Annotated in this window: 22 protein-coding genes; 9 read left to right on the top strand and 13 right to left on the bottom strand. The window is 41.2% G+C overall.

Going from position 1 to position 26,062, the window contains the following annotated elements; all coding sequences use genetic code 11:
• Window positions 1-364 precede the first annotated feature (364 nt).
• Both gltB and ACQY4U_RS10030 read left to right on the top strand, forming a co-directional pair.
• The gene (gene gltB / locus ACQY4U_RS10035; RefSeq protein ID WP_428329258.1) at window positions 365-4,882 is read left to right on the top strand and encodes a glutamate synthase large subunit; all 4,518 of its coding nucleotides are present in this window, start codon (window positions 365-367) and stop codon (window positions 4,880-4,882) included.
• A complete protein-coding gene (locus tag ACQY4U_RS10030; RefSeq protein ID WP_428329257.1) occupies window positions 4,882-6,360 on the top strand; it encodes a glutamate synthase subunit beta in 1,479 nt (492 codons plus the stop codon). Before gltB ends, ACQY4U_RS10030 begins: the two co-directional genes overlap by 1 nt.
• Before the next feature lie 118 nt (window positions 6,361-6,478).
• Here the strand turns inward: ACQY4U_RS10030 and ACQY4U_RS10025 are convergent, their stop codons facing one another.
• Window positions 6,479-6,910 carry a hypothetical protein gene (locus tag ACQY4U_RS10025; RefSeq protein ID WP_428329256.1) on the bottom strand — a complete coding sequence of 144 codons (432 nt, stop codon included), beginning with the start codon at window positions 6,908-6,910 and terminating at the stop codon, window positions 6,479-6,481.
• A gap of 157 nt (window positions 6,911-7,067) precedes the next feature.
• Between ACQY4U_RS10025 and ACQY4U_RS10020 the strand changes: the two genes are divergently transcribed.
• The 5 genes from ACQY4U_RS10020 to ACQY4U_RS10000 all read left to right on the top strand — a co-directional run bounded on the left by ACQY4U_RS10020 (window position 7,068) and on the right by ACQY4U_RS10000 (window position 11,877).
• A complete protein-coding gene (locus tag ACQY4U_RS10020) occupies window positions 7,068-7,298 on the top strand; it encodes a hypothetical protein (protein WP_428329255.1) in 231 nt (76 codons plus the stop codon).
• Between the two features lie 63 nt (window positions 7,299-7,361).
• Window positions 7,362-7,895, top strand: a complete 534-nt coding sequence (locus ACQY4U_RS10015; RefSeq protein WP_428329254.1) for a hypothetical protein — start codon at window positions 7,362-7,364, stop codon at window positions 7,893-7,895.
• Window positions 7,896-8,063: 168 nt separating this feature from the next.
• On the top strand, window positions 8,064-8,792 hold the full coding sequence (locus ACQY4U_RS10010) for a DUF4290 domain-containing protein (RefSeq protein WP_428329253.1): 729 nt from the start codon (window positions 8,064-8,066) through the stop codon (window positions 8,790-8,792).
• Window positions 8,793-8,913: 121 nt separating this feature from the next.
• A complete protein-coding gene (gene murA / locus ACQY4U_RS10005; protein WP_428329252.1) occupies window positions 8,914-10,221 on the top strand; it encodes a UDP-N-acetylglucosamine 1-carboxyvinyltransferase in 1,308 nt (435 codons plus the stop codon).
• A gap of 96 nt (window positions 10,222-10,317) precedes the next feature.
• Window positions 10,318-11,877: an ArnT family glycosyltransferase gene (locus ACQY4U_RS10000; protein WP_428329251.1), complete on the top strand. Its 1,560-nt coding sequence runs from the start codon at window positions 10,318-10,320 to the stop codon at window positions 11,875-11,877.
• Window positions 11,878-11,948: 71 nt separating this feature from the next.
• Here ACQY4U_RS10000 and ACQY4U_RS09995 read toward each other — a convergent pair whose 3' ends face one another.
• The 7 genes from ACQY4U_RS09995 to ACQY4U_RS09965 all read right to left on the bottom strand — a co-directional run bounded on the left by ACQY4U_RS09995 (window position 11,949) and on the right by ACQY4U_RS09965 (window position 19,832).
• Entirely contained in the window at window positions 11,949-13,307 is a 1,359-nt protein-coding gene (locus ACQY4U_RS09995) for a cystathionine beta-synthase (protein ID WP_428329250.1), read from the bottom strand.
• 205 nt (window positions 13,308-13,512) lie between these two features.
• Complete coding sequence (locus ACQY4U_RS09990) at window positions 13,513-14,376, bottom strand: AMP nucleosidase (protein WP_428329249.1); 864 nt, start codon at window positions 14,374-14,376, stop codon at window positions 13,513-13,515.
• Window positions 14,377-14,500: 124 nt separating this feature from the next.
• Window positions 14,501-15,739, bottom strand: coding sequence for an ATP-dependent Clp protease ATP-binding subunit ClpX (clpX, locus tag ACQY4U_RS09985; RefSeq protein ID WP_428329248.1), 1,239 nt, complete (start codon window positions 15,737-15,739; stop codon window positions 14,501-14,503).
• Between the two features lie 111 nt (window positions 15,740-15,850).
• Window positions 15,851-16,558, bottom strand: coding sequence for an ATP-dependent Clp protease proteolytic subunit (locus ACQY4U_RS09980; protein ID WP_428329247.1), 708 nt, complete (start codon window positions 16,556-16,558; stop codon window positions 15,851-15,853).
• A 260-nt stretch (window positions 16,559-16,818) separates the two neighbouring features.
• Complete coding sequence (gene tig, locus ACQY4U_RS09975; RefSeq protein ID WP_428329246.1) at window positions 16,819-18,168, bottom strand: trigger factor; 1,350 nt, start codon at window positions 18,166-18,168, stop codon at window positions 16,819-16,821.
• 201 nt (window positions 18,169-18,369) lie between these two features.
• Complete coding sequence (locus ACQY4U_RS09970) at window positions 18,370-19,095, bottom strand: head GIN domain-containing protein (protein WP_428329245.1); 726 nt, start codon at window positions 19,093-19,095, stop codon at window positions 18,370-18,372.
• A gap of 119 nt (window positions 19,096-19,214) precedes the next feature.
• Window positions 19,215-19,832 carry a GIN domain-containing protein gene (locus ACQY4U_RS09965; protein ID WP_428329244.1) on the bottom strand — a complete coding sequence of 206 codons (618 nt, stop codon included), beginning with the start codon at window positions 19,830-19,832 and terminating at the stop codon, window positions 19,215-19,217.
• 312 nt (window positions 19,833-20,144) lie between these two features.
• Here ACQY4U_RS09965 and ACQY4U_RS09960 point away from each other — a divergent pair, with 312 nt between their 5' ends.
• A complete protein-coding gene (locus ACQY4U_RS09960; RefSeq protein WP_428329243.1) occupies window positions 20,145-20,663 on the top strand; it encodes a DUF892 family protein in 519 nt (172 codons plus the stop codon).
• A 113-nt stretch (window positions 20,664-20,776) separates the two neighbouring features.
• On the opposite strand, the gene ACQY4U_RS09955 is transcribed toward ACQY4U_RS09960, so the two are convergent.
• From ACQY4U_RS09955 to ACQY4U_RS09945, 3 genes are all read right to left on the bottom strand, one after another.
• On the bottom strand, window positions 20,777-21,541 hold the full coding sequence (locus tag ACQY4U_RS09955; protein WP_428329242.1) for an SDR family oxidoreductase: 765 nt from the start codon (window positions 21,539-21,541) through the stop codon (window positions 20,777-20,779).
• Between the two features lie 97 nt (window positions 21,542-21,638).
• Window positions 21,639-22,547: a helix-turn-helix domain-containing protein gene (locus ACQY4U_RS09950; protein ID WP_428329241.1), complete on the bottom strand. Its 909-nt coding sequence runs from the start codon at window positions 22,545-22,547 to the stop codon at window positions 21,639-21,641.
• A 213-nt stretch (window positions 22,548-22,760) separates the two neighbouring features.
• Entirely contained in the window at window positions 22,761-23,363 is a 603-nt protein-coding gene (locus ACQY4U_RS09945) for a GIN domain-containing protein (protein ID WP_428329240.1), read from the bottom strand.
• 292 nt (window positions 23,364-23,655) lie between these two features.
• Here ACQY4U_RS09945 and ACQY4U_RS09940 point away from each other — a divergent pair, with 292 nt between their 5' ends.
• Window positions 23,656-24,990, top strand: a complete 1,335-nt coding sequence (locus ACQY4U_RS09940; RefSeq protein WP_428329239.1) for a dihydroorotase — start codon at window positions 23,656-23,658, stop codon at window positions 24,988-24,990.
• Window positions 24,991-25,069: 79 nt separating this feature from the next.
• Here the strand turns inward: ACQY4U_RS09940 and ACQY4U_RS09935 are convergent, their stop codons facing one another.
• On the bottom strand, window positions 25,070-25,537 hold the full coding sequence (locus ACQY4U_RS09935; RefSeq protein WP_428329238.1) for a GyrI-like domain-containing protein: 468 nt from the start codon (window positions 25,535-25,537) through the stop codon (window positions 25,070-25,072).
• A gap of 78 nt (window positions 25,538-25,615) precedes the next feature.
• A complete protein-coding gene (locus tag ACQY4U_RS09930; RefSeq protein ID WP_428329237.1) occupies window positions 25,616-26,041 on the bottom strand; it encodes an SRPBCC family protein in 426 nt (141 codons plus the stop codon).
• Window positions 26,042-26,062: the final 21 nt, after the last annotated feature.

The following is a 26,062-nucleotide window of genomic DNA, read 5'->3' as shown; positions in this document are numbered from 1 at the left end:
TTTAGCTATCACCAAAATGTCTTATTATGATTTTAATTAAAACAAATAAACCAAGTCTAATTTTAAGGAGCTAAAAGTGACGTAATTACTAAACCTCCCTAGCAAACTACTTTAAACCCATATAATCTTTAATTTATTTAATGCAGATAGATTTAGTAGATGTTACTAAACTGTCTAAAATCACAATCCGGCACTTTTGATTTACGAAATTTTGATAATTAATTATCATTCATTAGCAATTTGACAATTTAAAAACCAATAAATATTAGATTATTTAGAATAAATTAAAAACATTAAGAAATTTTTAATTCAAATTCGCATTCTGTAACTTCGTCGTTGCACCATTTATAAACATTTTATTGCAATGGATCAAGCTGAAAGCCAACAGGGCCTTTACCGGCCAGAATTTGAACACGACTCGTGCGGTACCGGATTTATTACAAATATTAACGGACATAAAAGTAACCAGATAATTGACGACGCGCTTACCATGCTCGAAAACATGGAACATCGCGGCGCATGCGGATGTGACCCTGAAACCGGCGACGGTGCCGGGATACTGATACAACTCCCCCACGAATTTTTTTTAGAAGAATGCGCTGATTTAGAGATTAGCCTGCCAGAACCTGGCGAATACGGCGTAGGGATGATATTTTTCCCGAAAGAATCTGCACTTAAAAAAGCCTGCCGCACTATTATTGGCAACGCCATTGAAAAAATGGGGCTGCATAAATTAGGCTATCGTAAGCTAACAGTTAATTCATCGGCTGTTGGTGAAACTGCCCGCGGTGCTGAACCCGATTCAGAACAGCTTTTTATACTAAGGCCGCACCATATTACAAATACCGAAGATTTTGAACGTAAGCTTTATATATTAAGGCGCTACATCAACAAAACCATAACTGAAACTGTACCTGCCGCTGCCGAGCATTTTTACTTTACCTCGCTATCCTGCAAAACTATTATTTACAAGGGGCAGGTAACTACTTACCAGTTGCGCAAATACTTTAGTGATCTTGCTGATCCGCGTATTGCATCGGGCTTCGCCATGATCCACTCGCGTTTCTCAACCAATACTTTCCCATCGTGGAAACTGGCCCAGCCATTCCGCTTAATTGCGCATAATGGCGAGATCAACACGCTTACAGGTAACCTTAACTGGTTTTACTCGGGGTTGAAATCTTATGCCTCGGCTTATTTTACCAACGAGGAAATGGAGATGCTGTTACCGGTAATTGATAACAATCAATCCGATTCGGCCTGTTTGGATAATATCATCGAGATACTACTGCACACCGGCCGCTCATTACCACACGTAATGATGATGCTGATACCCGAAGCATGGGATGGCAACGAGCAGATGGACCCGATTAAAAAAGCATTTTACGAGTTTCATGCAACCATGACCGAGCCCTGGGATGGCCCTGCTGCCATTACCTTTACCGATGGTAAATTAGTTGGTGCTTTGTTAGACAGGAACGGCCTTCGCCCGTTGCGCTATGTAGTAACCAAGGATGGCCGTGTTATTGCCGCATCAGAAGCCGGCGTACTAAAGCTGGATGAAAGCCTTGTATTGCGCAAAGGCCGCTTACAGCCCGGTAAAATGCTATTGATCGATACTGAAAAAGGCAAGATCATTACCGATAATGAAATTAAGCACCAGATAGCCTCGCGCCAGCCTTATGGCCGCTGGCTTGAAAATTATAAGATCCGCCTGAGCGAACTTTCAGAACCACGTTTGGCATTTGCCAGCCTGTCTGAAGATTCTGTTTTCCGTTACCAGCAGGTATTCGGTTATACCCGCGAGGATATTGATACCATTATAAAGCCAATGGCACTTGATGGTAAAGAACCGATAGGCTCAATGGGTACCGATGTGCCGCTGGCTATATTGTCAGACAAGCCACAGCACTTATCAAGCTACTTTAAACAATTTTTTGCCCAGGTTACCAACCCGCCTATTGATCCTATCCGTGAACGTTTGGTAATGAGCCTGGCTACGTTTATAGGTAACAATGGCAACCTGTTAGACGAAGATAAAATGCACTGCCATTGCGTGGTATTACAACACCCGATATTAAAAAACCATCAGCTTGAAAAGCTGCGGAGTATTGATACCGGTATGTTCCACGCTAAAACACTGCAAACCTATTACAATGCCGATGGTATGCCGGGCTCGTTAGAGAAAGGTATAGCAAGGCTTTGCCGTTATGCCGAAGATTCTGTTGATGATGGTTTTGAAGTACTGATCCTGTCAGACCGTGCCATTGATTCTGAACATGCCCCTATCCCGACATTGCTGGCAGTATCGGCTGTTCACCACCATTTAATCCGCAGCGGTCGCCGTGGTGCTGTTGGTTTGGTTGTTGAAACCGGGGATACCTGGGAAGTGCACCACTTTGCCTGTTTACTGGCCTTTGGTGCAACGGCTATTAATCCTTACCTGGCCCTGTCAACCATTGAAACGTTGAAAAACAATGGTGGCTTAGAAACCAATCTTGATTTAAAAACACTGCAAAAAAACTATGTAAAATCAATCAATGATGGCTTGCTGAAGATATTCTCAAAAATGGGGATCTCTACTTTGCAATCATACCATGGTTCGCAGGTTTTTGAAATATTAGGCTTAAACAAAACTGTAGTTGACAAATATTTTACCGGGGCAGTAACCCGCATTGGAGGTTTAGGCCTTGATGAAATTGCCCGCGAATCACTTTGTAAACATAAAATCGGTTTCGGTGCAAAAAGTGCCGACCGTTTACTACCAGAAGGTGGTATTTACCAGTGGAAACGCCGCGGCGAATCGCACTTGTTTAACCCAACTACCGTACACTTATTGCAGCATGCTACCCGCAGCAATGATTACCGGGTTTATAAAAACTACGCTAAAGAGATCAATGAGCAAACAGAAAAGCATTATACCATCCGTGGGTTGCTTGATTTTGCACATCACCGCGAACCAATAGCTATTGAAGAGGTTGAACCTGCTGAAAACATCATGAAACGCTTTGCTACGGGTGCCATGTCGTTCGGTTCCATATCGCACGAGGCGCACAGCACTATGGCCATTGCCATGAACCGCATAGGCGGCAAAAGCAATACCGGCGAAGGTGGTGAGGACGAGCTGCGTTATGAAGTTATGCCTAATGGCGATTCAATGCGCTCTGCTATTAAGCAGGTGGCTTCGGCACGTTTTGGGGTTACCTCAAATTACCTTACCAATGCCGATGAGTTACAGATAAAAATGGCGCAGGGTGCAAAACCCGGCGAGGGCGGGCAACTACCCGGCCATAAGGTGGATGAGTGGATTGCAAAAACACGTCACTCTACACCGGGTGTAGGTTTAATATCGCCGCCGCCTCACCATGATATTTACTCTATCGAGGATCTGGCCCAATTAATCTTCGACCTTAAAAATGCTAACCGTGCTGCACGTATCAACGTAAAATTGGTATCAAAGGCAGGTGTTGGTACTATAGCAGCAGGTGTTGCAAAAGCCCATGCCGATGTTATCCTGATTGCAGGTTATGATGGCGGCACAGGTGCATCCCCTATCAGCTCTGTTAAACATGCAGGCTTACCCTGGGAGCTTGGCCTGGCCGAAGCGCACCAAACACTGGTACGCAATAAACTGCGCAGCAGGGTTGTATTACAAACCGACGGGCAGTTAAAAACCGGTCGTGATTTGGCTATTGCCTGTTTAATGGGTGCCGAAGAATGGGGTGTTGCTACTGCGGCCCTTGTTGCCGGCGGCTGTATCATGATGCGCAAATGCCATTTAAATACCTGCCCGGTAGGTGTTGCTACACAGGATCCTGAATTAAGAAAACTATTTACCGGTAAGCCGGAACACGTGGTGAACCTTTTCCGCTTTATGGCCGAGGAGCTGCGCGAGATTATGGCCGAATTAGGTTTCCGCACCATTAACGAAATGGTGGGCCGTGTTCAGTTTCTGAAAGTAAAGGACGGATTAAAGAACTGGAAAGCTAAAAAGATCGATCTTTCGGGAATGTTGCACCCGGTAACCAATCCAAAAGATGTTACCCTTTACAACAGCGAAAAACAGGATCATGGTATGGACGACATACTCGACTGGAAACTGTTAGCAGCTGCAAAGGTGGCGCTTGAAGATAAAACCCCGGTATTTGCAGCATTTGATGTAAAGAACGTTGACCGTACCATAGGCACGCTGTTATCAAACGAGATCTCAAAAATATATGGATCAGCAGGCTTGCCTGACAATACCATCAACTTTAAATTCAAAGGCTCGGCAGGACAAAGCTTCGGTGCCTTTGCAACCAAGGGAATTTCGTTTGAGCTGGAAGGTGAAGCGAATGATTACGTGGGCAAAGGATTATCAGGTGCACAGTTAGCCATATACCCGTCAGAGAAAGCTACTTTCACTCCTGAAGAGAATATCATTATTGGTAACGTTGCCCTTTATGGTGCTACTGCCGGCGAGGTATTTATCCGCGGTATGGCCGGCGAGCGTTTTGCCGTGCGTAACTCAGGTGCTACCACCGTAGTTGAAGGTATCGGCGATCATGGTTGTGAGTACATGACCGGGGGTCGCACATTGATATTAGGCGAAACAGGCAGAAACTTTGCAGCCGGAATGAGCGGCGGTATTGCATGGGTTTATAACCCAAACAACACCTTTACCGAAAACTGTAATACTGAAATGGTTGATCTGGATCCTTTATCAATAAAAGACGAAGAGCAGATCATTGCATTGTTACACAAGCATGTTCATTTAACAGGCAGTAAAGTAGCCCAACAATTACTTGACAACTGGGGCAAAGCATCAGGCCAGTTTGTTAAAGTATATCCAAAAGAGTACAAAAAGGTTTTAGAGAAATTACAATATCAAACTATCAGCTAATGGGAAAACCAACAGGATTTCAGGAGTTTAACAGAGAACTTCCCTCAAAAACACCGGCTGCAGAACGTGTTAAAAATTATAACGAATTTGTTCACGCATATTCTGACGAGAAATTAAACCAGCAATCGGCCCGCTGCATGAATTGCGGCATCCCCTTTTGCCATTCGGGCTGCCCGCTGGGCAATATCATCCCTGAGTTTAACGATGCAGTGTATCGTAAAAATTGGGAAGAAGCCTACAGCATTTTATCATCAACCAATAACTTTCCGGAGTTTACCGGGAGGATATGCCCTGCCCCTTGCGAATCGGCATGTGTGCTTGGCATCAATAAACCGGCTGTAGCTATAGAAGAAATTGAAAAGCATATTATTGAGATAGCTTATTCAAAAAACCTGGTTAAACCGGTTGCCCCACTTGTAAAAACAGGTAAAAAGATTGCCGTTGTAGGCTCCGGCCCAGCCGGATTAGCTGCTGCAGCCCAGTTAAGCAAGGCAGGCCACGCAGTAACAGTTTATGAGCGCGATGACCGCCCGGGAGGCTTGCTTCGCTACGGTATCCCTGATTTTAAGCTTGAAAAATGGGTTATTGACCGCCGTATTGAAGTAATGGAAAAAGACGGCATTGTATTTAAATGCAATACCGAAGTAGGTAAAGATATTGCCGACGATGAAATTTTACGCAGCAACGATGCCGTAATATTGGCAGGTGGCTCAACCATTCCGCGTAACTTAAATATCCCCGGCAGGGAACTAAAAGGGATCCATTTTGCGATGGACTTTTTAAAACAGCAAAACAAACGCGTAAGCAATACCCAGTTTCCGCAGGAAGAGATCATAGCAACCGGTAAGGATGTAATTGTGATTGGTGGTGGTGATACAGGATCTGACTGTGTGGGCACTTCAAACCGTCAGGGTGCAAGCTCTATTAAGCAGTTTGAGGTGATGATGCAGCCGCCAGCTCAGCGTACGGCTCACATGCCATGGCCAACCTACCCAATGGTGCTAAAGACTACCAGCAGCCATGAAGAAGGAGTTGATCGTTTTTGGGGAATTAATACCGATGAGTTTTTAGGCGACGAAGAGGGTAATCTAAGGGCCATAAGGGTAACTGATGTAACCTGGGAATTAGATGTAATGGGCAGGCCAATTAAATTTCATAAAGTTGAAGGCTCGGAGCGCGAAATAGTTTGCCAACGGATATTCCTGGCTATGGGTTTCTTATTCCCGCAGCATAACGGTATGTTAGAGAATATGGGCATTGAGCTTGACGAACGCAAGAACGTTAAAGCTAAAGAAGGTGTTTACCGCACCAACGTAGGCAAAGTATTTACAGCCGGTGATATGCGCCGCGGACAATCATTGGTTGTTTGGGCAATATCTGAGGGCCGCGAAGCCGCACGTAAAGTAGATGAGTTTTTAATGGGACACTCCATACTTGAAAGCAAGGATGCCGTTAACCAGTTTGAACAGGTATTTTAGTAATAAACAACAAGCACCCTAATCTAAACAATCATCATAATCAAAACCGGACAGTTAAAGCTGTTCGGTTTTTTTGTTTGTAGTTTAAGCCGTCTTTATTTTCCTTGCAGTTTATAATTTACTTTTCACTGGTTGCCTCAAAGCCATAGCGTATGGCCGCTTTAAGTATTGTAGTATTTATATCTTTTAAATTTTTAAACTTAATGCAATACCCGGTTACGCTTGCCTTGCCTATTTTTTCTCCGTAGGTTTTGGACAGGTATGTTTTATCCTCGATACCAAGAATATAGATGGAGATTCCGGTAGTGTTTGCACTCATGCCTATTTGAAAAAACTCCCTGGCTTTTCCAGTCGCATATTTTATGGTGTAATTGCCATAGCCTATGTTAGGGTTGCTAACGATTTTATTTTCGCTGTTCTTCCCATCATCAAACCATAGTTTACAAGCTGGCGACACCCCAAGTATCAACAGATGCAGGGCTTCCATGTCGCTCCGTTTGGGTTCAGGCTGGCTGGAAATATACTTTTCAATTTCTTCCGGTATGTTCATAGTAAATGAGCGGGTGTTCACTTCGCTTTTATAAATCTCGCTTTATTTTTTCTTATATAATAATTTCAAACGGCGAGAACAACATATTGCGAGAATGGCAGATTAAAAGCGGACTTATTCATATATTCACTCCACCTTTTTTAAGAAACCTTTCATAATGAAAAAATATAAATTTAAAATAATTGGCATCATTTTAATCCTTACAGGTTTGGGAATGTTTTGCTTTGGAGCCTCATTGTTTGCTTACCAGGGCCCACCGTTAAGCAATTTTGTAAGTAAATTAGGAGAATATTCCTTTTTATATTGGCTGCCTACTATAATAATTGGGATTGTATTTTTAATCATCAATAAAGCTAAAAAACCAAACCGAGACGCAATGATATTATAAGGTTGACAGATTAATTCTGCTTTCTTGTTTATATATTTAAGCCACCTAACAAGTGGCTTTTTTATGAGTAAATTATTAATTCCATTTTTTCTATTCCTTACTATAGGGGTGCAAGGTCAACCTTATAAACCTACAAATATTACGTTTAAAGATTCTGTTAAACTAATCAATACTTGGAAACAATTAAAAAAAGCTCTTGAATTGAAAGACACAAAAACTTTACGTAATCTTTCTTTAAAAACCATACACTGTGATTTATTTGAAACTATAGATCCAAAACTAACATACGAGCAAAGTATCGCTGTTACCTATATGTCACTAAACACATTTTTAATTCAATATTATAAAAATTTACCAAAATCGAAACTTTTTGAAGTTATGAAATACAAAAAATATAATATAAGTGAGGCTTATTTGAATTTTCCACCACCAAATATGAAAATACATAGATCAATGCCGATTACATTATATGATATACTGTATGTAACATTCGAGCCAAACGAAATTGCTAAAGGACATGAGGGGGCAAGTGAAGGTTTTGAATTTGTAAAAATGAAAGACGAATTTAAATTTTTTGGATTGACATCAATTCCATAGAAATTCAAACAGAGACACTACAAAATTTGGATAATTAAACTATTGCCTTATATTTGTATTTCTACATCAAAGTAAAATTCAACTTTAGCCTCAAATTCCTCCTATCGGAATACTGTCTGCGCTAATTTTAAAACTTTCATTAAAAAACTCATTAACTGGCTTAAAACTATGCCTGATCAATTTGATTATAATTCCACCAGGAATAAACTTATCCTTTCGGAATATGGCCGCAACGTGCAAAACATGGTTAAATACATTGTTGCACTGCCTACCAAAGAAGAACGTAACCGCTATGCACAGGTAGTAATTGACCTTATGGGCTTTTTAAACCCCCATTTGCGCGATGTTGCCGATTTTAAACACAAACTTTGGGATCACCTGCACATCATATCTGATTTTAAGATAGATGTAGATTCGCCCTATCCAAAACCAACGGTTGAGGCTATCCACATGAAGCCTGAGCCTTTAAGATACCCCAATCAGCGTATTAAATACAAGCACTATGGCAAAACCATTGAGCTGATGATTGAGAAGGCTAAAAGCATTGAAGACCCCGACCGTAAACGCCACATGGTGCAAGCCGTAGCTAATTTTATGAAAATGGCCTATGTGCAATGGAACAAGGATTCCGTTACCGACGAAAGTATCCTATCGGATCTTTATAACTTATCGGGCGGGCAGTTAAAGTTAGAAGAAAACATTAACCTTAACCGTGTGGAATACCGCGCCAACCCCCATACCAGTACCAATAGCAATAACCGCGGGCGTACCAATAACAACCAAAACAACCGTGGCGGAAGCGGCGGAGGTGGCGGCGGACGCACCAATAACAACAACCCACGTAACAACAACAATAACCAAAATCGTGGCCGTAGTAACGGACCAAAAAAATATTAATTATTTGTTTGTACCGGTATTCCATAGTCGATAAAAGAACAGATATTTGACCTGTCTTTTTATCTGTTTAAAAACTATGTACTACCCATTGCCCGCAAGGCAATAAACTATAAACCAATTTATGACTAATGCATTTGAAATAATAGGCGGTAAACCGCTGAAGGGTGAAATAATACCACAAGGTGCAAAGAACGAAGCATTGCAAATTCTTTCGGCTGTATTATTAACCAGTCAAAAAGTTACCATCAGCAACATACCTGATATTAAGGATGTTAATAAACTTATAGAGCTGTTAGGCGATATGGGGGTTACGGTTGAACAACTGGCACCTGATACCTATAGCTTTGAGGCTAAAAATATAGATCTTGATTTTTTCCTTTCTGATTCTTTTAAAGAAAAAGGCGGTGGCCTACGCGGATCTATCATGATAGTTGGCCCTTTGTTGGCCCGTTTCGGCAAAGCATCCATCCCTAAACCGGGTGGCGATAAAATTGGCCGCCGCCGTTTGGATACGCATTTTTTAGGTTTTGAAAAACTTGGTGCCCAATTTAATTACAACCCAAGCAACGGTTTTTTTAATGTTGATGCATCAAACTTAAAGGGTACATACATTTTATTGGACGAAGCATCGGTAACCGGTACTGCCAACATTGTGATGGCAGCCGTACTGGCAAAAGGCATTACCACCATATATAATGCCGCCTGCGAGCCTTATTTGCAGCAGCTTTGTAAAATGCTTAACCGCATGGGCGCCAAAATTACCGGCATAGGCTCAAACTTGCTGAGCATTGAAGGCGTAACCGAGCTTGGTGGTACCGAGCACCGTCTATTGCCGGATATGATCGAGATCGGCTCGTTCATTGGTTTAGCCGCCATGACCGAATCTGAGATCACCATAAAAAATGTGAACTACCCTGAGCTGGGCATGATCCCCGATGTTTTTAAACGCCTGGGTATTAAGCTGGAGCTTAGGGGCGATGATATTTACATTCCCGCACAAAAGCATTACGAAATTGAAACCTTTATTGATGGCTCCATCATGACCATTGCCGATGCGCCGTGGCCGGGCTTTACGCCCGATTTGCTGAGCATTGTTTTGGTAGTTGCCATACAGGCCAAAGGATCGGTTCTGATCCATCAAAAAATGTTTGAGAGCCGTTTGTTCTTTGTGGATAAACTGTTAGATATGGGCGCTCAGATCATACTATGCGATCCGCACCGTGCTACTGTGATCGGTTTGGATAAACAGGTACAGCTACGCGGTATCTCCATGACATCGCCTGATATACGTGCCGGGGTAGCTTTGTTAATTGCAGCCCTATCGGCCAAAGGAAAATCAACCATTTACAATATTGAACAAATTGAGCGTGGCTATCAGCATATTGACAAACGCTTAATTGCATTGGGTGCCGATATTAAAAGAATATAAAGCAAGTATAACCTCAAAAAAAGCTGAAAGACATAAACTTTCAGCTTTTTTGCTTTTAGCACTAAATTATTACCTTTATCATAAGCTGACCTAAAAATGCCCTACCAAAACAAGAGATCAACCTACGCTGTATTTATACTTGTATTTGTAATCATTAAAATAGGTTTAAACCTGTTTGCCATATCGCATTTCGGCTTTCACCGCGATGAACTGCTGCACCTGGTACTTGCCGATCATTTAGACTGGGGCTACAAAGAAGTGCCGCCATTTATTGCCCTGCTGGCAAAAATAAGTTCCGTACTTTTTGGCGATTCTGTTTTTGCGGCCCGCATTTTCCCAACCCTTTGCAGCGGACTTATCGTTTGGTTCACCGGCCTTATTGTGATGGAGCTGGGTGGTAAAAGGTTTGCTATTGCATTGGCCTGCATGTCGCTCCTGTTTGCGCCAGCATTTGCCGCAAGCGGCTACCTGTTTCAGCCCGTAGTGTTTGACCAGTTGTGGTGGGTTATGGCCGTTTGGCTGCTTACAAAGTATAGCAATACATCAGCCATAAAATATTTATACTTTTTGGGGATAGTTGTAGGCATTGGGGTGCTTACAAAATATACCATGCTATTTTTTACGGGCTCTTTAATTTTAGGCCTGCTGGTAAGCAAGCAGCGCAAGCTTTTATTTAACAAGCATGTTTTAGGTGCGGCCCTGCTTGCACTGCTGATAATTTTGCCCAACCTTATCTGGCAATTCCAACATCATTTACCGGTTTTTACCCACATGCATAACCTGCGCGAACAACAACTGCAATACATCAAACCGTCCGACTTTATTATGCAGGATCTTTTGGATAACGGTATTGCCCTGTTTGTTTGGTTAACCGGGTTTGTATTTCTGCTGTTTTCGTTCAGGCTGCATAAGTTCCAGTTCATTGCGTTTGCCTTTGTGTTTATATTTATCTTTCTGTTGGCGATGAAGGGTAAAAGCTATTACCTTTTTGGCGCATTCCCTATGTTGTTTGCCGCCGGAGGTTTTGGGTTTGAGCGTTGGCTTAAAACCAGTGGCTATGCATTGCGCAGCCTGGTTATCGCTCTATTTACCATCCCTAACTTTTTGCTTTTCCCTATATTTTTACCCGTTTTACCGATGGATAAAACGCTGGCATTTTTCAGGTACACCAAGGCAAACCTGCCTTTTCTAAAATTTACGGTGACCTGGGAAGATCACCAAACACATGCCACCACACAGGATTACGCCGATATGTTCGGCTGGGACGAAATGACCGCAAAAGTAGCCCGGGTATGGAACAGTCTAACCCCCGAGCAGCAAAAGCATACCCAGTTATATGCCGATAACTATGGTGAGGCTGGTGCCATACACCACTTTGGTAAGCAATACCATTTGCCCGAGGTTATATCACTTAACAGCAGCTTTACCCTTTGGGCACCCGATAGCCTGAACGCACAGTATATTATTTATGTGGACGACCAGGGCGGAGGTAACATTAAAACCTTCGCATCGCATTTAGAAAGCTATAAAAAATACGGCGAGGTTGAGAACCCCCTTGCTGTTGAAAAAGGCACCGGCATTTTCCTGTTGGTACATCCGGATCCCGCTTTAAATAAGCGCTACAGTAATGAGCTTGCCAGGAAAAGGTTAGAATAAATAATCCCGATAAACTAAAAAAGGTGTTCCGCTTAATGCAAAACACCTTTTCAATCTAAAGCTTTTATTATTTATGCTGATATAGCATTGATAATATCGTACTGGGTAATAATTTCTATCTGCCCGTTATCTTCAACCAATACAGCAATGTTATCCTTATTGATCATGGCCGAGATCTTATCGATAGAGGTATTGAGATCAACAAAGGGGAAGGGGCTGGTGGTGATGTTTTTGATAGGCTGAGATTTGATCGACGGGTTTTCTATTAACGAGTTTAAAATATCACTTTCAGTAATCTTACCTATCACCATTCCTTTTTGTGTTACAGGGATCTGCGAGATGTTTAACGATTTAATAGTATTTATAGCCTCCAGGACAGTCTTTTCGCAATCGATGGTAACTATCAGCTGGTTATCCTTCTTTTGGATGATATGGCGCGCTGTAAGCTTTTCGTCTTTCAGGAAACCTCGGTCGCGCAGCCAGTCGTCATTATACATTTTACCCAGGTAACGGGTACCATGATCCGGGAAAATGATCACCACCACATCGCCTTCTTTAAACTTATCCTTCATCTGCAACACCCCGGCAACTGCCGAGCCTGTTGAGTTCCCTGCAAAAATGCCTTCCTTGCGTGCAATCTCGCGGGTCATTAGGGCTGCATCCTTATCGGTTACTTTTTCAAAATGATCTATCAGGTTAAAATCAACGTTCTGCGGTAAAAAATCCTCACCAATGCCTTCGGTAATGTATGGGTAGATCTCGTTCTTATCCATCACCCCTGTTTCCTTGTATTTTTTAAATACGGAACCGTAAGTATCAATCCCAATAACCTGGATGGCCGGGTTTTTCTCTTTCAGATACCTGGCTATACCTGATATGGTACCACCTGTACCAACACCTGCAACCAAGTGCGTTACTTTACCATTGGTTTGCTCCCATATCTCGGGCCCGGTTGATTCATAGTGGGCCTGTGAGTTTGATAAGTTATCGTACTGGTTAGGTTTCCATGAGTTTGGCACCTCGCGCTCCAGGCGTGATGATACCGAGTAATAAGAACGTGAATCTTCCGGGTCAACGTTGGTAGGGCAAACAATAACCTCGGCACCAAAGGCGCGCAGCGCATCAAATTTTTCTTTTGATTGTTTATCGGTACTGGTAAAAATACATTTGTAGCCTTTTATAACGGCGGCAATGGCCAGGCCCATACCCGTATTACCTGAAGTTCCTTCAATAATGGTTCCGCCGGGTTTAAGCTTACCGCTTTTTTCGGCATCCTCAATCATTTTAAGGGCCATACGATCCTTAATTGAGTTACCCGGATTGGTTGTTTCAATTTTGGCTAAAACCGTTGCCGGGATATCTTTAGTTACTTTATTCAATTTAACCATCGGGGTGTCCCCTATGGTTTCCAATATGTTATTGTACCACATAATTTAATATCTACTAATCCGGTATACAAAGCGGATTATGCTTCAAAATTACCTTTCTTAAATGATATATCCCGAATTAATATGAGGAATTGTTAAAGCATTATAAAATCTCTGCATAAAAAAAGCCACACCTAAATCCTCTCCAAAGGAAAGGACTTTAACAGGTAGAGAATATCATTTTACATGAAATTACCTGCTATTTTAACTAAAAAATCAAATGCTTAACCGTTAGCCCATTATTGATGAGCTGTTTTAAGGATTCAATACCGATTTTTAAATGTGTTTCAACAAACTGCTCGGTAACGCTCGAATCACTTTCGGCAGTTTTTACCCCCTCCGGAATCATCGGCTGATCGGATACCAACAGCAGTGCGCCAGTAGGTATCTTATTAGCAAAGCCCGTTGTAAAAATGGTTGCGGTTTCCATATCAACGGCCATCGCCCTTAATTCTTTCAGGTATTTTTTAAACTCCTTGTCGTGCTCCCAAACGCGGCGGTTGGTAGTGTAACAGGTTCCGGTAAAGTAATCGCGCCCAAAGTCGCGTATGGTGGTTGATATAGCTTTTTGCAGCGCAAATGATGGCAGTGCAGGCACTTCGGCAGGCAGGTAATCATTTGATGTACCCTCGCCTCTGATACCGGCAATCGGCAATATCAGGTCGCCTACTTTATTCTTCTTTTTAAGGCCGCCGCACTTCCCCAAAAATATAACAGCCTTAGGGTGTATGGCCGTAAGCAGATCCATAATGGTGGCCGCTACCGAGCTGCCCATACCAAAGTTTATAATGGTTATGCCATTGGCAGTTACGCTTTGCATCGGCTTATCCAAACCTAATATCTGCGCATCATCGTTCCACTGCGAAAACAGGTGGATGTATTTTGAGAAATTAGTTAAAATAATATAATTGCCAAAATCAGCCAGGGGGCGGCCGGTATAACGAGGCAGCCAGTTGGTAACTATAGCCTCCTTGGTTTTAAGGCCTGATGTTACCGGGCTATGTACTTCCCTTATCCTTTTGGGTTTTGCTTCGGATATTTCTTCTTTTTTAATGTCCAGGTGTTCATTCATGGTACTGGTGTTTAAGTGTCTTAATGCACTCTCCGTGGGGAGGAAAGCCTTTTATACAACAAACCCCGGTATTAACCAGGGCCAGTTGTTATATCAAATATAAGAAATTGATTATATGTTTATGTTAAGCTACCTTTAATTTTTTAAGGTCTGATTTTTCGAATTTCTCATGTGCATAATCCAATGTTACGTTTAAGCGCTTCACATCTTTTTGCGATGGAAACTCAAACATGGCATCAATCATAATAGCTTCGCATATAGAACGTAAACCACGGGCGCCTAATTTAAACTCCATTGCTTTATCAACAATAAAATCAAGCACATCGGCATCAAACTCAAGCTTTACACCTTCATATTCAAACAGTTTTTTGTACTGTTTAAGTAAGGAGTTTTTAGGCTCGGTTAAAATATTCTGCAATGCTTCCCTGTCTAAAGGGTTTAAATAAGTAAGCACAGGCAAACGGCCAATCAGCTCGGGTATTAAGCCGAATGATTTCAGATCCTGCGGGGTAATGTATTTATAAAGGTTTTTTAGGTCAACCTCGCTATCATCACGTTTCATTTTATAACCAACTGTTTGCGTACGCAGGCGGTTAGCAATTTTTCTGTCGATACCATCAAATGCACCACCGCAAATAAACAGGATGTTGTTGGTATTAACGGTAATCATTTTTTGATCAGGATGCTTGCGGCCTCCCTGTGGCGGTACATTAACCATGGTACCTTCCAGTATCTTTAACAGGGCCTGTTGTACACCCTCGCCAGATACATCACGGGTAATAGAGGCGTTATCGCTTTTGCGGGCAATTTTATCAACCTCATCAATGTAAACAATCCCTCTTTCGGCAGTGGCTACATCATAATCGGCGGCTTGCAGCAGGCGGGTTAAAATACTTTCAACATCCTCCCCTACATAACCGGCTTCGGTTAATACGGTAGCATCACAAATACAAAACGGAACGTTTAATACTTTGGCAAGTGTTTTTGCAAGCAGGGTTTTACCGGTACCGGTTTCGCCCACCATAATGATATTTGATTTTTCAATCTCAATATCATCCTTATCAACACGCTGGTTTAATCTTTTATAATGATTATATACGGCAACAGCCAATACCTTTTTGGCATCATCCTGCCCAATAACATATTGGTCAAGGTGTGCCTTAATTTCAGCAGGTTTTAGGGTTGCGGGTGTTGCAGGCGATGTTTTTACCTTGCGTACCTTTAGCTCTTCAGCCAGAATTTCGTTAGCCTGGTTAACGCATTTATCACAAATGTGCGCATCAAGGCCCGCTATCAGCATCAGGGAATCCTGTTTACCTGCGCCACAAAACGAACACCTGATCTCCTTGCTGTTTTTATTCATCTGATTTACTTTTTCTATTCAAATTTAATTAAAAAAGTCGGTAAGTCCGAAAGCTTAATTAGATGCCGGACTTACCTGCTTTTACCCGTTGCGGGCTATTACCTCAAAGAATTATTTCTTTGGATTGTTTCCTCTTAAAATTTCATCAACCATACCAAATTCTTTAGCTTCTTCGGCTATCATCCAATGGTCACGGTCTGATGCATCCCAAACTTTCTCGTAAGATGTACCGCTATGATCAGCAATGATCTGGTACAATTCTTTTTTCAGCTTGGTTATTTCGTGATACGTAATTTCTATATCAGATTGTTGCCCCTGTGCACCGCCTGATGGCTGGTGTATCATTACCCTGGCATGTGGTAACGCTGCCCTTTTGCCCGCTGCACCTGCACATAATAATACGGCGCCCATTGAGGCTGCCATACCTGTACAAATTGTTGCTACATCGTTTGATATAAATTGCATGGTATCATAAATACCTAAACCTGCGTAAACCGAACCTCCAGGTGAATTGATATAGATCTGGATATCGCGTTTTGCATCGGCCGATTGAAGGAAAAGCAATTGAGCCTGAATAATGTTTGCAATATTTTCATAAATCGCATCGCCTAAGAAAATGATACGATCCATCATTAAGCGCGAAAACACATCCATTTGTGCTACGTTTAGCTGGCGCTCCTCGATAATATAAGGCGTCATGCCGGTTGGCAGGCTGGCCCTGTCAACACCTGCAATAAATTTATCTACATAGATACTGTTTATCCGGTGATGCTTTACAGCATATTTTCTGAATTCGTTTTTATCAATGTTACTGCTCATGATTTTGTTTTGTTAAGATGCGGGTTTTAATCGCGATAAATATAGTTGTTACTTAAATACATTTAGTACCATAAAGTTTACGAAAAGTAAATTTATTTGCTGAAGACCCAAAAGGCAGTAAAGACCGAAAGTCCGGAGTTTAAAAATCAACTGCTGATTTCAAAACTCCGGACTTTCCGGTTATAGGTTTTATAGATACCATTCAGCAACACTGTATCGCCTTGCGGCCATACCGGATTACCAAAGCAGGAATTATATAATTAAGCTACCAATTTGCTAAAATCGGTATATAATATTTCCTTAGGTTCTAAAGTAACTACGCTTTTAATATGGTTAAATACTTTTAAAGCTTTCACTTCTTCAAATATCTTGTTAGCGTTCTCTTTGTTTTGCAGGTATTGAACTGCATACTGAGCCAATTGATCATCGGGTATGCCCTGCGGGCTATACATTTTAAACTGTTGTGCTAAACGCTCTTTTGCCAGTTCAAAAACCTCTTCGTATTTAAGCTCAATCTTGTTGTCTTTAATAATTTTGTTTTCAATCAAAGTCCACTTAAGGTTTTGAGCAAAATCATTATAGCCACCAGCTAACTCATCTTCGCTAAGTTTATCGTTAGTAGCTTTTAACCAGCGTTTCAAAAACTCATCAGGCAGGGTTAATTCAACCTTACCTAAACCGTAATTGTAAACATCGTTCTGTAATTTACGTTCAGAATCCTGAATCATCATTACTTCGATTTCCTCGGTTATTTTAGCCTTAAACTCTTCTTCGGTAGTTACTGTACCTTCACCAAATAATTTATCAAAGAACTCCTGGTTTAAATCACTTTCCTCTAAACGGTTAACATTTTTAACGGTAAGGCGGAAATTAGATTTTAAATCTGCTGCTGTTTCTTCATCAATTTTTAATAACCCTGCAACCTTAGCTGCATCGTTACCAAAAGCTTTCTGAATATCAAGCGTTACTACATCATCCTTTTTTAAACCAATTAATGATGCTTTTATGGCTTCATCCTTGATCTGATCTAAACGAACTGATGCTGTGTTGCTAATGCCATCCTCAAAAACAGAACCATCTGGCGAAAGCTGCGTTAATTCAGAATAAAGCACATCATCATCTGCCGATACGTCAGGATTTGTCATTTTGCCATAACCTCTGCGGATATTTTTGATACGGGCGGCCAAAGTTTCGTCATCAACTTTAATAACGTACTGAGTTAATTTATCAGCTGCCGAAAACTCAACATTAAACTCAGGGGCCAAACCAACTTCGTAGTTAAACTCAAAGTTATCGGCAAAATCCCAGTTATATTCTTTAGCGTTATCAACCTTTGGCAATGGCTGGCCTAAAACCTCCATCTGCTCTTCTTCCAAATATTTATTCAGCGTATCTGAAAGCATGTTGTTGATCTCATCAACCAAAATGCTTTTTCCATACATTCTTTTTATGTGTGATGCTGGCACCATTCCCGGACGGAATCCCGGAATTTTAGCTTTTTTAGCCTGATCCTTAATTGCCTTATCAACACGTGGCTGATAATCTTCTGGATTGATATTGATCTTTACAACTGCGTTCAGGTTATCAATCTTTTCCTGTGAAATATTCATCTTATTACCGGTATTTTATCTAAATTGATGTACAAGCACACGTTTAAATTCAGCGCCTGCTTTTGGAGGGTCAAAGGTATGAAAAAAGTACGGAAGTTTGAAAAGCCAGTATAGCATCAAAGTAAAAAAGCCAAACAAAAGTCTGGCTCATTATACCTGTGCTGCAAAGCATAAGCATCCGGTTTCTTTAAGTATTAAAAGTTAATTAACCTTCTCAACCGATGCTGCATCGGATTTTTTGGTATTTACATTTGGCGCATTACCATGGTATTTTATTATGGCCCCATCGCTGGCAAGCACGTTTAAACTATTTAAAACATTTACTTCGCCATAAGCCGCATCTGATGCCTGGATGGTAACATCACTGGTTACCATATCGGCTGCATTGATCTTGCTGCCATCGCTAATTTTAATATCGTGCGATGTTGCCTGTCCTTTTAAGTTTAGCTCAGTAGCATCACTATTATGCGTAATAATATGGTTAGCGGTAAGCGCCATAGTTACCTTGGCCGCGTCAGATAGTTTAAAGTACATATCCTTAACGGTAATCTTCCCATCGGCTTCAATTTCTGATGCATCGCCTGCCCTAACTTCTTCCAGCATGCGGATGGGCACATGAACAATCATCTCGCCGCTGTTGCAGGTATTTTGCCTGATGTATATGCGCAGCTTATCGCCGCTAACGCTGGTTCTGATATATTTGATCAGGTTATCATCGGCTGTAATGCTCAGGGTTGATGAGCTATCCTGTTTAATGATCACCTTAAAAGAGTCGGATACTTCGAGCCTTTTAAAATCAGCTACCTTACGGGTTTCGGTAGCCTGGTTGCCCGAACCCTGTACGCAATTATTGTATCTGCAGGCTGATAAGCTGCTAAAAGCAACACCTGCTGCCATTAGTGTTATAAGTAAATGAATCCGTTTCATATTTTTTATTGTTTCAGACTATCAATTATAAGTTTAAGTTACACCAAAAATAAAAAAAGCTATCTGTTTTAATTGATAGCTAAGCCTATATACTGAACCTTTTTAAATGGCGGGGTTGATTAAAGATCAGCCAGTTCATCAATTTCTGACCTTTTTACAGATGCTGTTGTGTTAAGTACTGTTTTTGAAGCGTGTTTGGTAATTAAGTTATTCTGATCAACATTACCGGCGTTGTTGCATTTCAAATCAAACTCGCTTGCTGTACCGCTTAGGTTTGCTTTGGCCTGATCGCTTACGGTTACGTTAGCGCTGTAGGCATCCAAATCTAATTTTGCAGTGGCATTGTTGTGCAGATCAACCTCAAATTCAATTTTTGAAAGGTTACCGAATGATTTTACTACTGAATTATCAAAGGCAGAGATGGCACGCAAGTCGTTAGCGGTAACCCAAACTACCAATTTTTCGGCTTTGTATGATGATATGCGTAATACGCCGTTTTTGCTTTGTACCAAAGCGCCTTCTGTATAATATTTATTGTAAACTTTTACCTGGTCTTTTGAACCGTCAGATACGTAAAGCTCAACGTTTCCGTAAACTTCTATTTTGCTGATTGCAGTGATGTCATTTAAAACAGTAACATTTTCGGTTGTGTTTTTTGCAGTGGCTGCATAAGTTGTGTTTGCTACTCCTAAACCTAATACTAAGGCAGTGAATAATGTTATGATTTGAGTTTTCATGATGATTATATTTTTGATTGTTAAGTAATTATATTTTCTAAATTTTAAATACACCAATATGACGACCCCGGGTGGCAAACGTTACAGCAATATGGCCCCTATTAGGTGTGGAGGCGGTTTTTCCCGGTAAGGCAGGTAAATATGTCGGTGAAATGCGGAAGATTTTTTGATTTTTTATCACCTTTGTAAGTCGATACTATATATATGCAGATTAAAACAAAAAGCACTTCACAACTGTATGGAGTATAGATATTTGCTGATACGTTAAGCTTTCTGCATTTAGCGATAGCTTTTAATAATTAATTAAATTAGATGGAACAACTGCCCGATCGTTCCCGGACGATACATTTAGGAGACAATCGTTTACGTAAATTTTTTACAGACAATCTGGATAAGATCTATTGCGCCAAAAAGCACATGGTTGAACGTTTCCCCGAAATTGCCAACGAAGCGCATTTTTCAGATCTGAACCTTGCCATTTTAGAAACCATTGAGGATGTAAAAAAACAGATCGTCCGTATGGATGAGATTTACACCATATTAGGCGCGCAAAACTCGATTACAGGCTGCGGCGGACTTGCCGGGATGATTGAAGAAGCCTTTACTGCTATTAACGATCAAAAAGGTGATACCGCATTAAGGGATATGGCCATCCTTTTTTACCTGCAAAATATGGAAAGCATTGAGGTAGCATCGTTCCAGGTACTGCAAATGATGGCGGTAAAAATTAAAAATGACGAGATTTTACAATTATTAAAGGAAAACATTGACGAAGCTAAGGATGACCGGATGCTATTGCTGATGATAACCGCCAAATATGTTACCAGTTAAGGGCTAACTTTTTAAACACTTTTAACCGGCAAAATGAGAAACTGTCTGTTTATTATAAATGCTCCGTAATCATTTTCCCTATTTTAGAAATGACGACGGAGCATTTAGCATTTTTACAAATTCATGCCGCCTGATACTTCAATGCGCTGTGCATTGATCCAGCGGGCATCTTCGGTACATAAAAAGGCAACCACGCCGCCAATATCATCAGGCAAACCTGCGCGGCCCAAAGCCGTAACCGATTTCACATAATCATTGTAGTGTTGATTGTCGCGCACTGCGCCGCCGCCAAAATCGGTTTCAATAGCGCCTGGTGCAACTACATTTACAGCAATGCCCCGTGCGCCTAATTCTTTAGCCTGGTATTTGGTTAAGGTTTCAATAGCGCCTTTCATGGAGGCGTAAGCCGCATAGCCTGGTGCCGAAAAACGTGCCAGCCCTGTTGACAGGTTAATAATGCGACCGCCATCGTTAATGAGCGGCAGAGCCTTTTGAGTCAGGAAAAACACCCCTTTAAAGTGAATGTTCATCAGGGTATCAAAAGCATCCTCACTTGTTTCGGCAAACGGAGCATTGATACCTATACCTGCATTATTAATTAAAAAATCAAAGTGACCGGCATTAAATGTATCCTTCAATACAGCTTTTATCTGCTCAAAAAATGCATCGAAAGTTTTAATCTCGCCTGTGTTAAGTTGCAGGGCCGCGGCTTTAACGCCTTCTTTTTGTATCTCGGCAACAACAGCCAGCGCTTCGTCTTTTTTACTGTTATAGGTAATAATAACGTTAATACCCTTTTTGGCAATGCTTAATGCCATGTTTTTGCCCAGGCCACGGCTGCCGCCGGTTACTAAAGCTATTTTATTGTTTGGTTCCATTTTGTTTTATTGTTTTGATAAAACAAAGGTAGGGCTGATTGTTTTGGGCGAGTTTGCAAACATCAATCCAATAGTTGCAAAAATCAAATATCAGTTATTACGACCGGAATGCCATAGGGGTAAAAGCCGTTTGTTTCCTGAAAAAGTTTGAAAAATGGGCCACCTGCTCAAAACCAAGACTATACGAGATCTCCGAAATATTCCAGTCGGTTTGTTTCAGCAATATTTTAGCCTCCTGTACAATCCTGCTGCTGATAATATCTGTAGTGGTTTTACCAGTGTTTTCTTTCAGCACCTTATTCAGGTGGTTTACGTGTACGGCAAGGCGGTCTGCATAATCCTTTGCGGTACGCATCAGCAGTTTTTGGTTTGGCGATTCGATAGGAAACTGGCGCTCCAGCAATTCAATAAACAGAGATGATACCCGCGCCGATGCATTGTGCAATGGATAAAGCGCAGTAGCAGGCTGCAATTTTTGACCATAATGGATCAGCTCCAACACATAATTACGCAGCAGATCATACTTAAAGGTATAATCAGACGATAACTCCTTGTACATCTTGCTGAAAATATAGTTAAGCTCTTCGGCTTCCTCATCTGTTAGCTGAAATACGGGGTAACCTCCCGGTTGAAAGATGGGCAGATCATCAAGCACCACACCGCTTTTTGCATGGATCAAAAATTCATCTGTAAAAATGCAAAAGTACCCCGCCTGGTTTTCATCCTGCGGGACATAGTTATACGGAATTTTGGGTGTGGCAAACAGCAGGGCATTTTTTTCAATATCAATAACCTTATCGGCATATTCGGCTTTATTATGGCCGCGTATCAGGCTTATTTTATAGTAAGCCCGCCTGTTATAGGGCATTGTTCCCGGTTTCTTTTTGTATTGGGCAGTAAAATCATCCGTTTTAAAAACATTAAAATGGCCAATCTCCTTGTTTATTCCTTCGGGGATAAAAGCTGCCGTTTGCTTATAAAATTCTTCGAGTGTGGTAGTTTCCATTTGCGGTATTTATTTGCAAAATTCAAATTATTAACAAAGGTAGCTAACTTAATTTTAATTGCAATAGTATGCTTTTGCTTATAACTATCCCCGCAATAAAGCGAAAATTAAAAAAGGCAGGAAACTGATTTAAGTAAAACCTTATCCCACAAAAAAAAGCCACCCGTTTAAACAGATGGCTTTGTAAAATATATGTTGATTTTAAAATTAGGCTTAGATACCGGCCATTTCATCTTCCTTGATAGTTACAGGGAAGTTGGTTTTATTTTCGGTGTAGTGCGCAGCAGCAAAGTTAAAGCTGTTTACACTTGCTGATACATTGTGGTTTAAGCTAAACTCGGTAGCGTTACCGCTCAGGTTAACTTTTGCATGGTCGGCAACGGTTACGTTGGCACTGTAAGCATCCAGATCCAACTTAGCCGATGCATTATCGTGCAGGTCAACATTGAATTCAATTTTTGAAAGGCTGCCGAATGATTTTACTTCAGAGTTGTCATAAGCTGATATGGCACGTAAATCATTTGCACTTACCCAAACTACTAATTTTTCGTTTTTGTAAGATGAAATGCGCAGTACACCATTTTTGCTTTGTACCAAAGCACTCTCGGCATAATACTGGTTGTAAACCTTTACCTGATCTGATGAAGCATCAGAAATGTAGAGTTCAACGTTACCGTGTAATTCGATTTTGTTGATGGCACTGATGTCATTTAATATGGTGTAGGCTGAATTATTTAAGTTGGCAGCAGATGTTAATTTTGTTGATGCTAATACTATAACAAGTACGGTGATCAATGATAAAACTTTAGATTTCATGATATTAATATTTTGATTTTCAATTATTTGTATTTTTTATTTCTTTTTAAATACAACCATAAGACGACACCGAATTTAAAACGTTACAAAAAAAATTAGTTATTCGATGTACCCCCTATTTTCGTCGGCAAAGGTGTGGTTTTTATCGGTGAAAATTCTCATCATAGTGTAATAATTACACCCAGTTTTAACCCTTTTTGCGCCTATTTAAAAAAACTATGCATGCATAACATAAACATTACAATGTTTATGGTTTTATTTACTTTAATACTTTACGATTATATTTGCCTGCATGAGTACAATCCTGATCAAATCGGCAACTATAGTTAATGAGGGCCAGCAGTTTATTGCTGATGTTTTGGTAAAAGATGGTTTTATTGAAAAGATAGACCAGCAAATTAACTTTGCGGCCGATCAGGAGATCAATGCTGAAGGCTTGCACCTGTTCCCGGGGTTTATAGATGACCAGGTTCATTTCCGCGAACCGGGCTTAACGCACAAGGCTAATATCTATTCAGAATCAAGAGCTGCCGTGGCCGGAGGCATTACCACTTTTATGGAAATGCCCAACACTGTACCCAATACGCTTACTCAACAACTATTAGAAGATAAGTACCAGATAGCAGCCAACACATCACTGGCCAACTACTCTTTTTATATGGGTGCCTCAAATGATAATATTGACGAAGTGCTGCGCACCGATACTGCCAATGTTTGCGGTGTAAAAGTATTTATGGGATCATCAACCGGAAACATGCTGGTAGATAACCCAACAACGCTCGAAAATATTTTCACTAATTCCCCAATGTTAGTGGCCACACATTGCGAAGATGAGGCGACCATCAGGGAAAACCTTAATCATTACAAACAACTGCTTGGCGAAAACATCCCGGTAAGACTGCACCCAAAGATCCGCAGTGCCGAGGCTTGTTACATCTCCTCATCAATGGCGGTCGACCTGGCTAAAAAGCATAATACCCGTTTGCATATTCTGCACATCTCTACCGAAAAAGAAACCCACCTTTTTGACAATACACTGCCACTAAAAGATAAAAGGATCACTGCTGAAGCCTGCATCCACCATCTTTGGTTTACCAATAAGGATTACGAAACAAAAGGCAACCTGATTAAATGGAACCCTGCCATAAAAACAGAGCAAGACAGGGATGGCATTTTAAAGGCCGTACTGGATGGCCGCATAGATGTTATAGCAACAGACCATGCGCCACATACTATTGAAGAGAAAGCCTTACCATACCTGCAGGCACCATCTGGCGGACCATTGGTACAACACGCACTGCCTGCCATGCTGGAGCTTTACCACAAGGGCAAAATAACCTTAGAACAAATGGTGGAAAAAATGGCGCATAACGTAGCCATCTGTTTCCAGATTGAAAAGCGTGGTTTTATACGCGAAGGTTACTGGGCCGACATTGTATTAGCCGACTTAAGTAAACCCTGGAAAGTGAACAAGGACAACCTGTTGTACCATTGCAAATGGAGCCCGTTTGAGGGCACCACTTTCCAGTCAAAAATCACACATACCCTTGTATCAGGCAACCTTGTGTGGAGCAACGAAAGTTTAACAGAAGGCAAAGCCGGTAAAAGGCTGAGCTTTATACGATAATTCGTTTAAGTTAATAGGGTTTAAGGAAGAGATTGGGTAGCCCTTACGGAACTACCCTTTTTTTATATTGATTTCACCATCAACTAATGGCCACATAAATTTTTACTTCTGTTTCCTCATAGCTTTCGGCATTAACCCGGTACTGATCATAATCGGTAGTGTACTTTCTGCTGGCATCACCAACCCATATTTGCTGCCATGCGGTGTAAACCTTTTCGGGTAGTTTGCCATTTAAAAAATAAACCTGGTATTTACCAGCCGGGATAGTCACCCCGATAATCCCTTCCGGAACCTGCGCCATTGAACCAACCTTGCAGCCTATTACGGTTGTGTATGGCCCGGTATGGTCTGTTTCATAATCAGTATACAGGCAGTATATATCATCCGTTACTTTGTTCTTTATCTGCCCGGCCAAACCTTCGCTCATAAACCTTGCCCATAAGTGGCCGATGTCTGTTTGCGACTGACCGTTTTTGTTGGTTGTCCTTACCGATATTCCGGCAATATAAATCGCTTCCTGCTCAATTATTTCTATTTTAGCTATCATTACCAAAAGTTATATTGATATATAAAATACTTTTAATGATATATTTATAAATATCACTTAAATAGATACATTAACATACTATTTCTCTATCATAGCTTTCAATCCATCAAAAATAGAGATCCAGTTTTGCTCGGAATGGTCTGCCGCTTCCTGATTTTTAACGCCATCCTGGGTTATTACAAGGGTGGTTACACCTGCCGTTTCACTTAGTTCGTACGTAATGTTACTATAGTTTTCGGGCTTGTTCTCTGTACCGGCCATGCTGCTCCAATAGCTATATTTCAATAATCGGGGTGCATCAATTTCAAGGATCACGCCTCCGTCCTGGTAAGTATGTCCATCCCATTCACCACTGAATATAATGGGGCTGCCAACTTTCCATTCGGATTGAAGGTCAGTTCCAAAAAAGTATTGCTTCACCATGGCGGGGTCTGTTAATCCTTTCCATACATCGGCAATTTGTGCCTTAAAGGTAACGGTGGTTTTTGAGGTTAATGTGCTCATATATTTTACTGGTTAATTTGT

Source organism: Mucilaginibacter sp. (assembly GCF_965277465.1).
Taxonomy (GTDB): Bacteria; Bacteroidota; Bacteroidia; order Sphingobacteriales; family Sphingobacteriaceae; genus Mucilaginibacter.
The sequence above is the reverse complement of the archived record's forward strand: the minus strand, read 5'-3'. Positions and strand labels throughout refer to the sequence as shown.

Coding starts and splice junctions, on each gene's coding strand:
- gltB (WP_428329258.1), top strand. CDS start 365: ATGGATCAAGCTGAAAGCCAACAGGGCCTTTACCGGCCAGAATTTGAA.
- ACQY4U_RS10030 (WP_428329257.1), top strand. CDS start 4,882: ATGGGAAAACCAACAGGATTTCAGGAGTTTAACAGAGAACTTCCCTCA.
- ACQY4U_RS10025 (WP_428329256.1), bottom strand. CDS start 6,910: ATGAACATACCGGAAGAAATTGAAAAGTATATTTCCAGCCAGCCTGAA.
- ACQY4U_RS10020 (WP_428329255.1), top strand. CDS start 7,068: ATGAAAAAATATAAATTTAAAATAATTGGCATCATTTTAATCCTTACA.
- ACQY4U_RS10015 (WP_428329254.1), top strand. CDS start 7,362: ATGAGTAAATTATTAATTCCATTTTTTCTATTCCTTACTATAGGGGTG.
- ACQY4U_RS10010 (WP_428329253.1), top strand. CDS start 8,064: ATGCCTGATCAATTTGATTATAATTCCACCAGGAATAAACTTATCCTT.
- murA (WP_428329252.1), top strand. CDS start 8,914: ATGACTAATGCATTTGAAATAATAGGCGGTAAACCGCTGAAGGGTGAA.
- ACQY4U_RS10000 (WP_428329251.1), top strand. CDS start 10,318: ATGCCCTACCAAAACAAGAGATCAACCTACGCTGTATTTATACTTGTA.
- ACQY4U_RS09995 (WP_428329250.1), bottom strand. CDS start 13,307: ATGTGGTACAATAACATATTGGAAACCATAGGGGACACCCCGATGGTT.
- ACQY4U_RS09990 (WP_428329249.1), bottom strand. CDS start 14,376: ATGAATGAACACCTGGACATTAAAAAAGAAGAAATATCCGAAGCAAAA.
- clpX (WP_428329248.1), bottom strand. CDS start 15,739: ATGAATAAAAACAGCAAGGAGATCAGGTGTTCGTTTTGTGGCGCAGGT.
- ACQY4U_RS09980 (WP_428329247.1), bottom strand. CDS start 16,558: ATGAGCAGTAACATTGATAAAAACGAATTCAGAAAATATGCTGTAAAG.
- tig (WP_428329246.1), bottom strand. CDS start 18,168: ATGAATATTTCACAGGAAAAGATTGATAACCTGAACGCAGTTGTAAAG.
- ACQY4U_RS09970 (WP_428329245.1), bottom strand. CDS start 19,095: ATGAAACGGATTCATTTACTTATAACACTAATGGCAGCAGGTGTTGCT.
- ACQY4U_RS09965 (WP_428329244.1), bottom strand. CDS start 19,832: ATGAAAACTCAAATCATAACATTATTCACTGCCTTAGTATTAGGTTTA.
- ACQY4U_RS09960 (WP_428329243.1), top strand. CDS start 20,145: ATGGAACAACTGCCCGATCGTTCCCGGACGATACATTTAGGAGACAAT.
- ACQY4U_RS09955 (WP_428329242.1), bottom strand. CDS start 21,541: ATGGAACCAAACAATAAAATAGCTTTAGTAACCGGCGGCAGCCGTGGC.
- ACQY4U_RS09950 (WP_428329241.1), bottom strand. CDS start 22,547: ATGGAAACTACCACACTCGAAGAATTTTATAAGCAAACGGCAGCTTTT.
- ACQY4U_RS09945 (WP_428329240.1), bottom strand. CDS start 23,363: ATGAAATCTAAAGTTTTATCATTGATCACCGTACTTGTTATAGTATTA.
- ACQY4U_RS09940 (WP_428329239.1), top strand. CDS start 23,656: ATGAGTACAATCCTGATCAAATCGGCAACTATAGTTAATGAGGGCCAG.
- ACQY4U_RS09935 (WP_428329238.1), bottom strand. CDS start 25,537: ATGATAGCTAAAATAGAAATAATTGAGCAGGAAGCGATTTATATTGCC.
- ACQY4U_RS09930 (WP_428329237.1), bottom strand. CDS start 26,041: ATGAGCACATTAACCTCAAAAACCACCGTTACCTTTAAGGCACAAATT.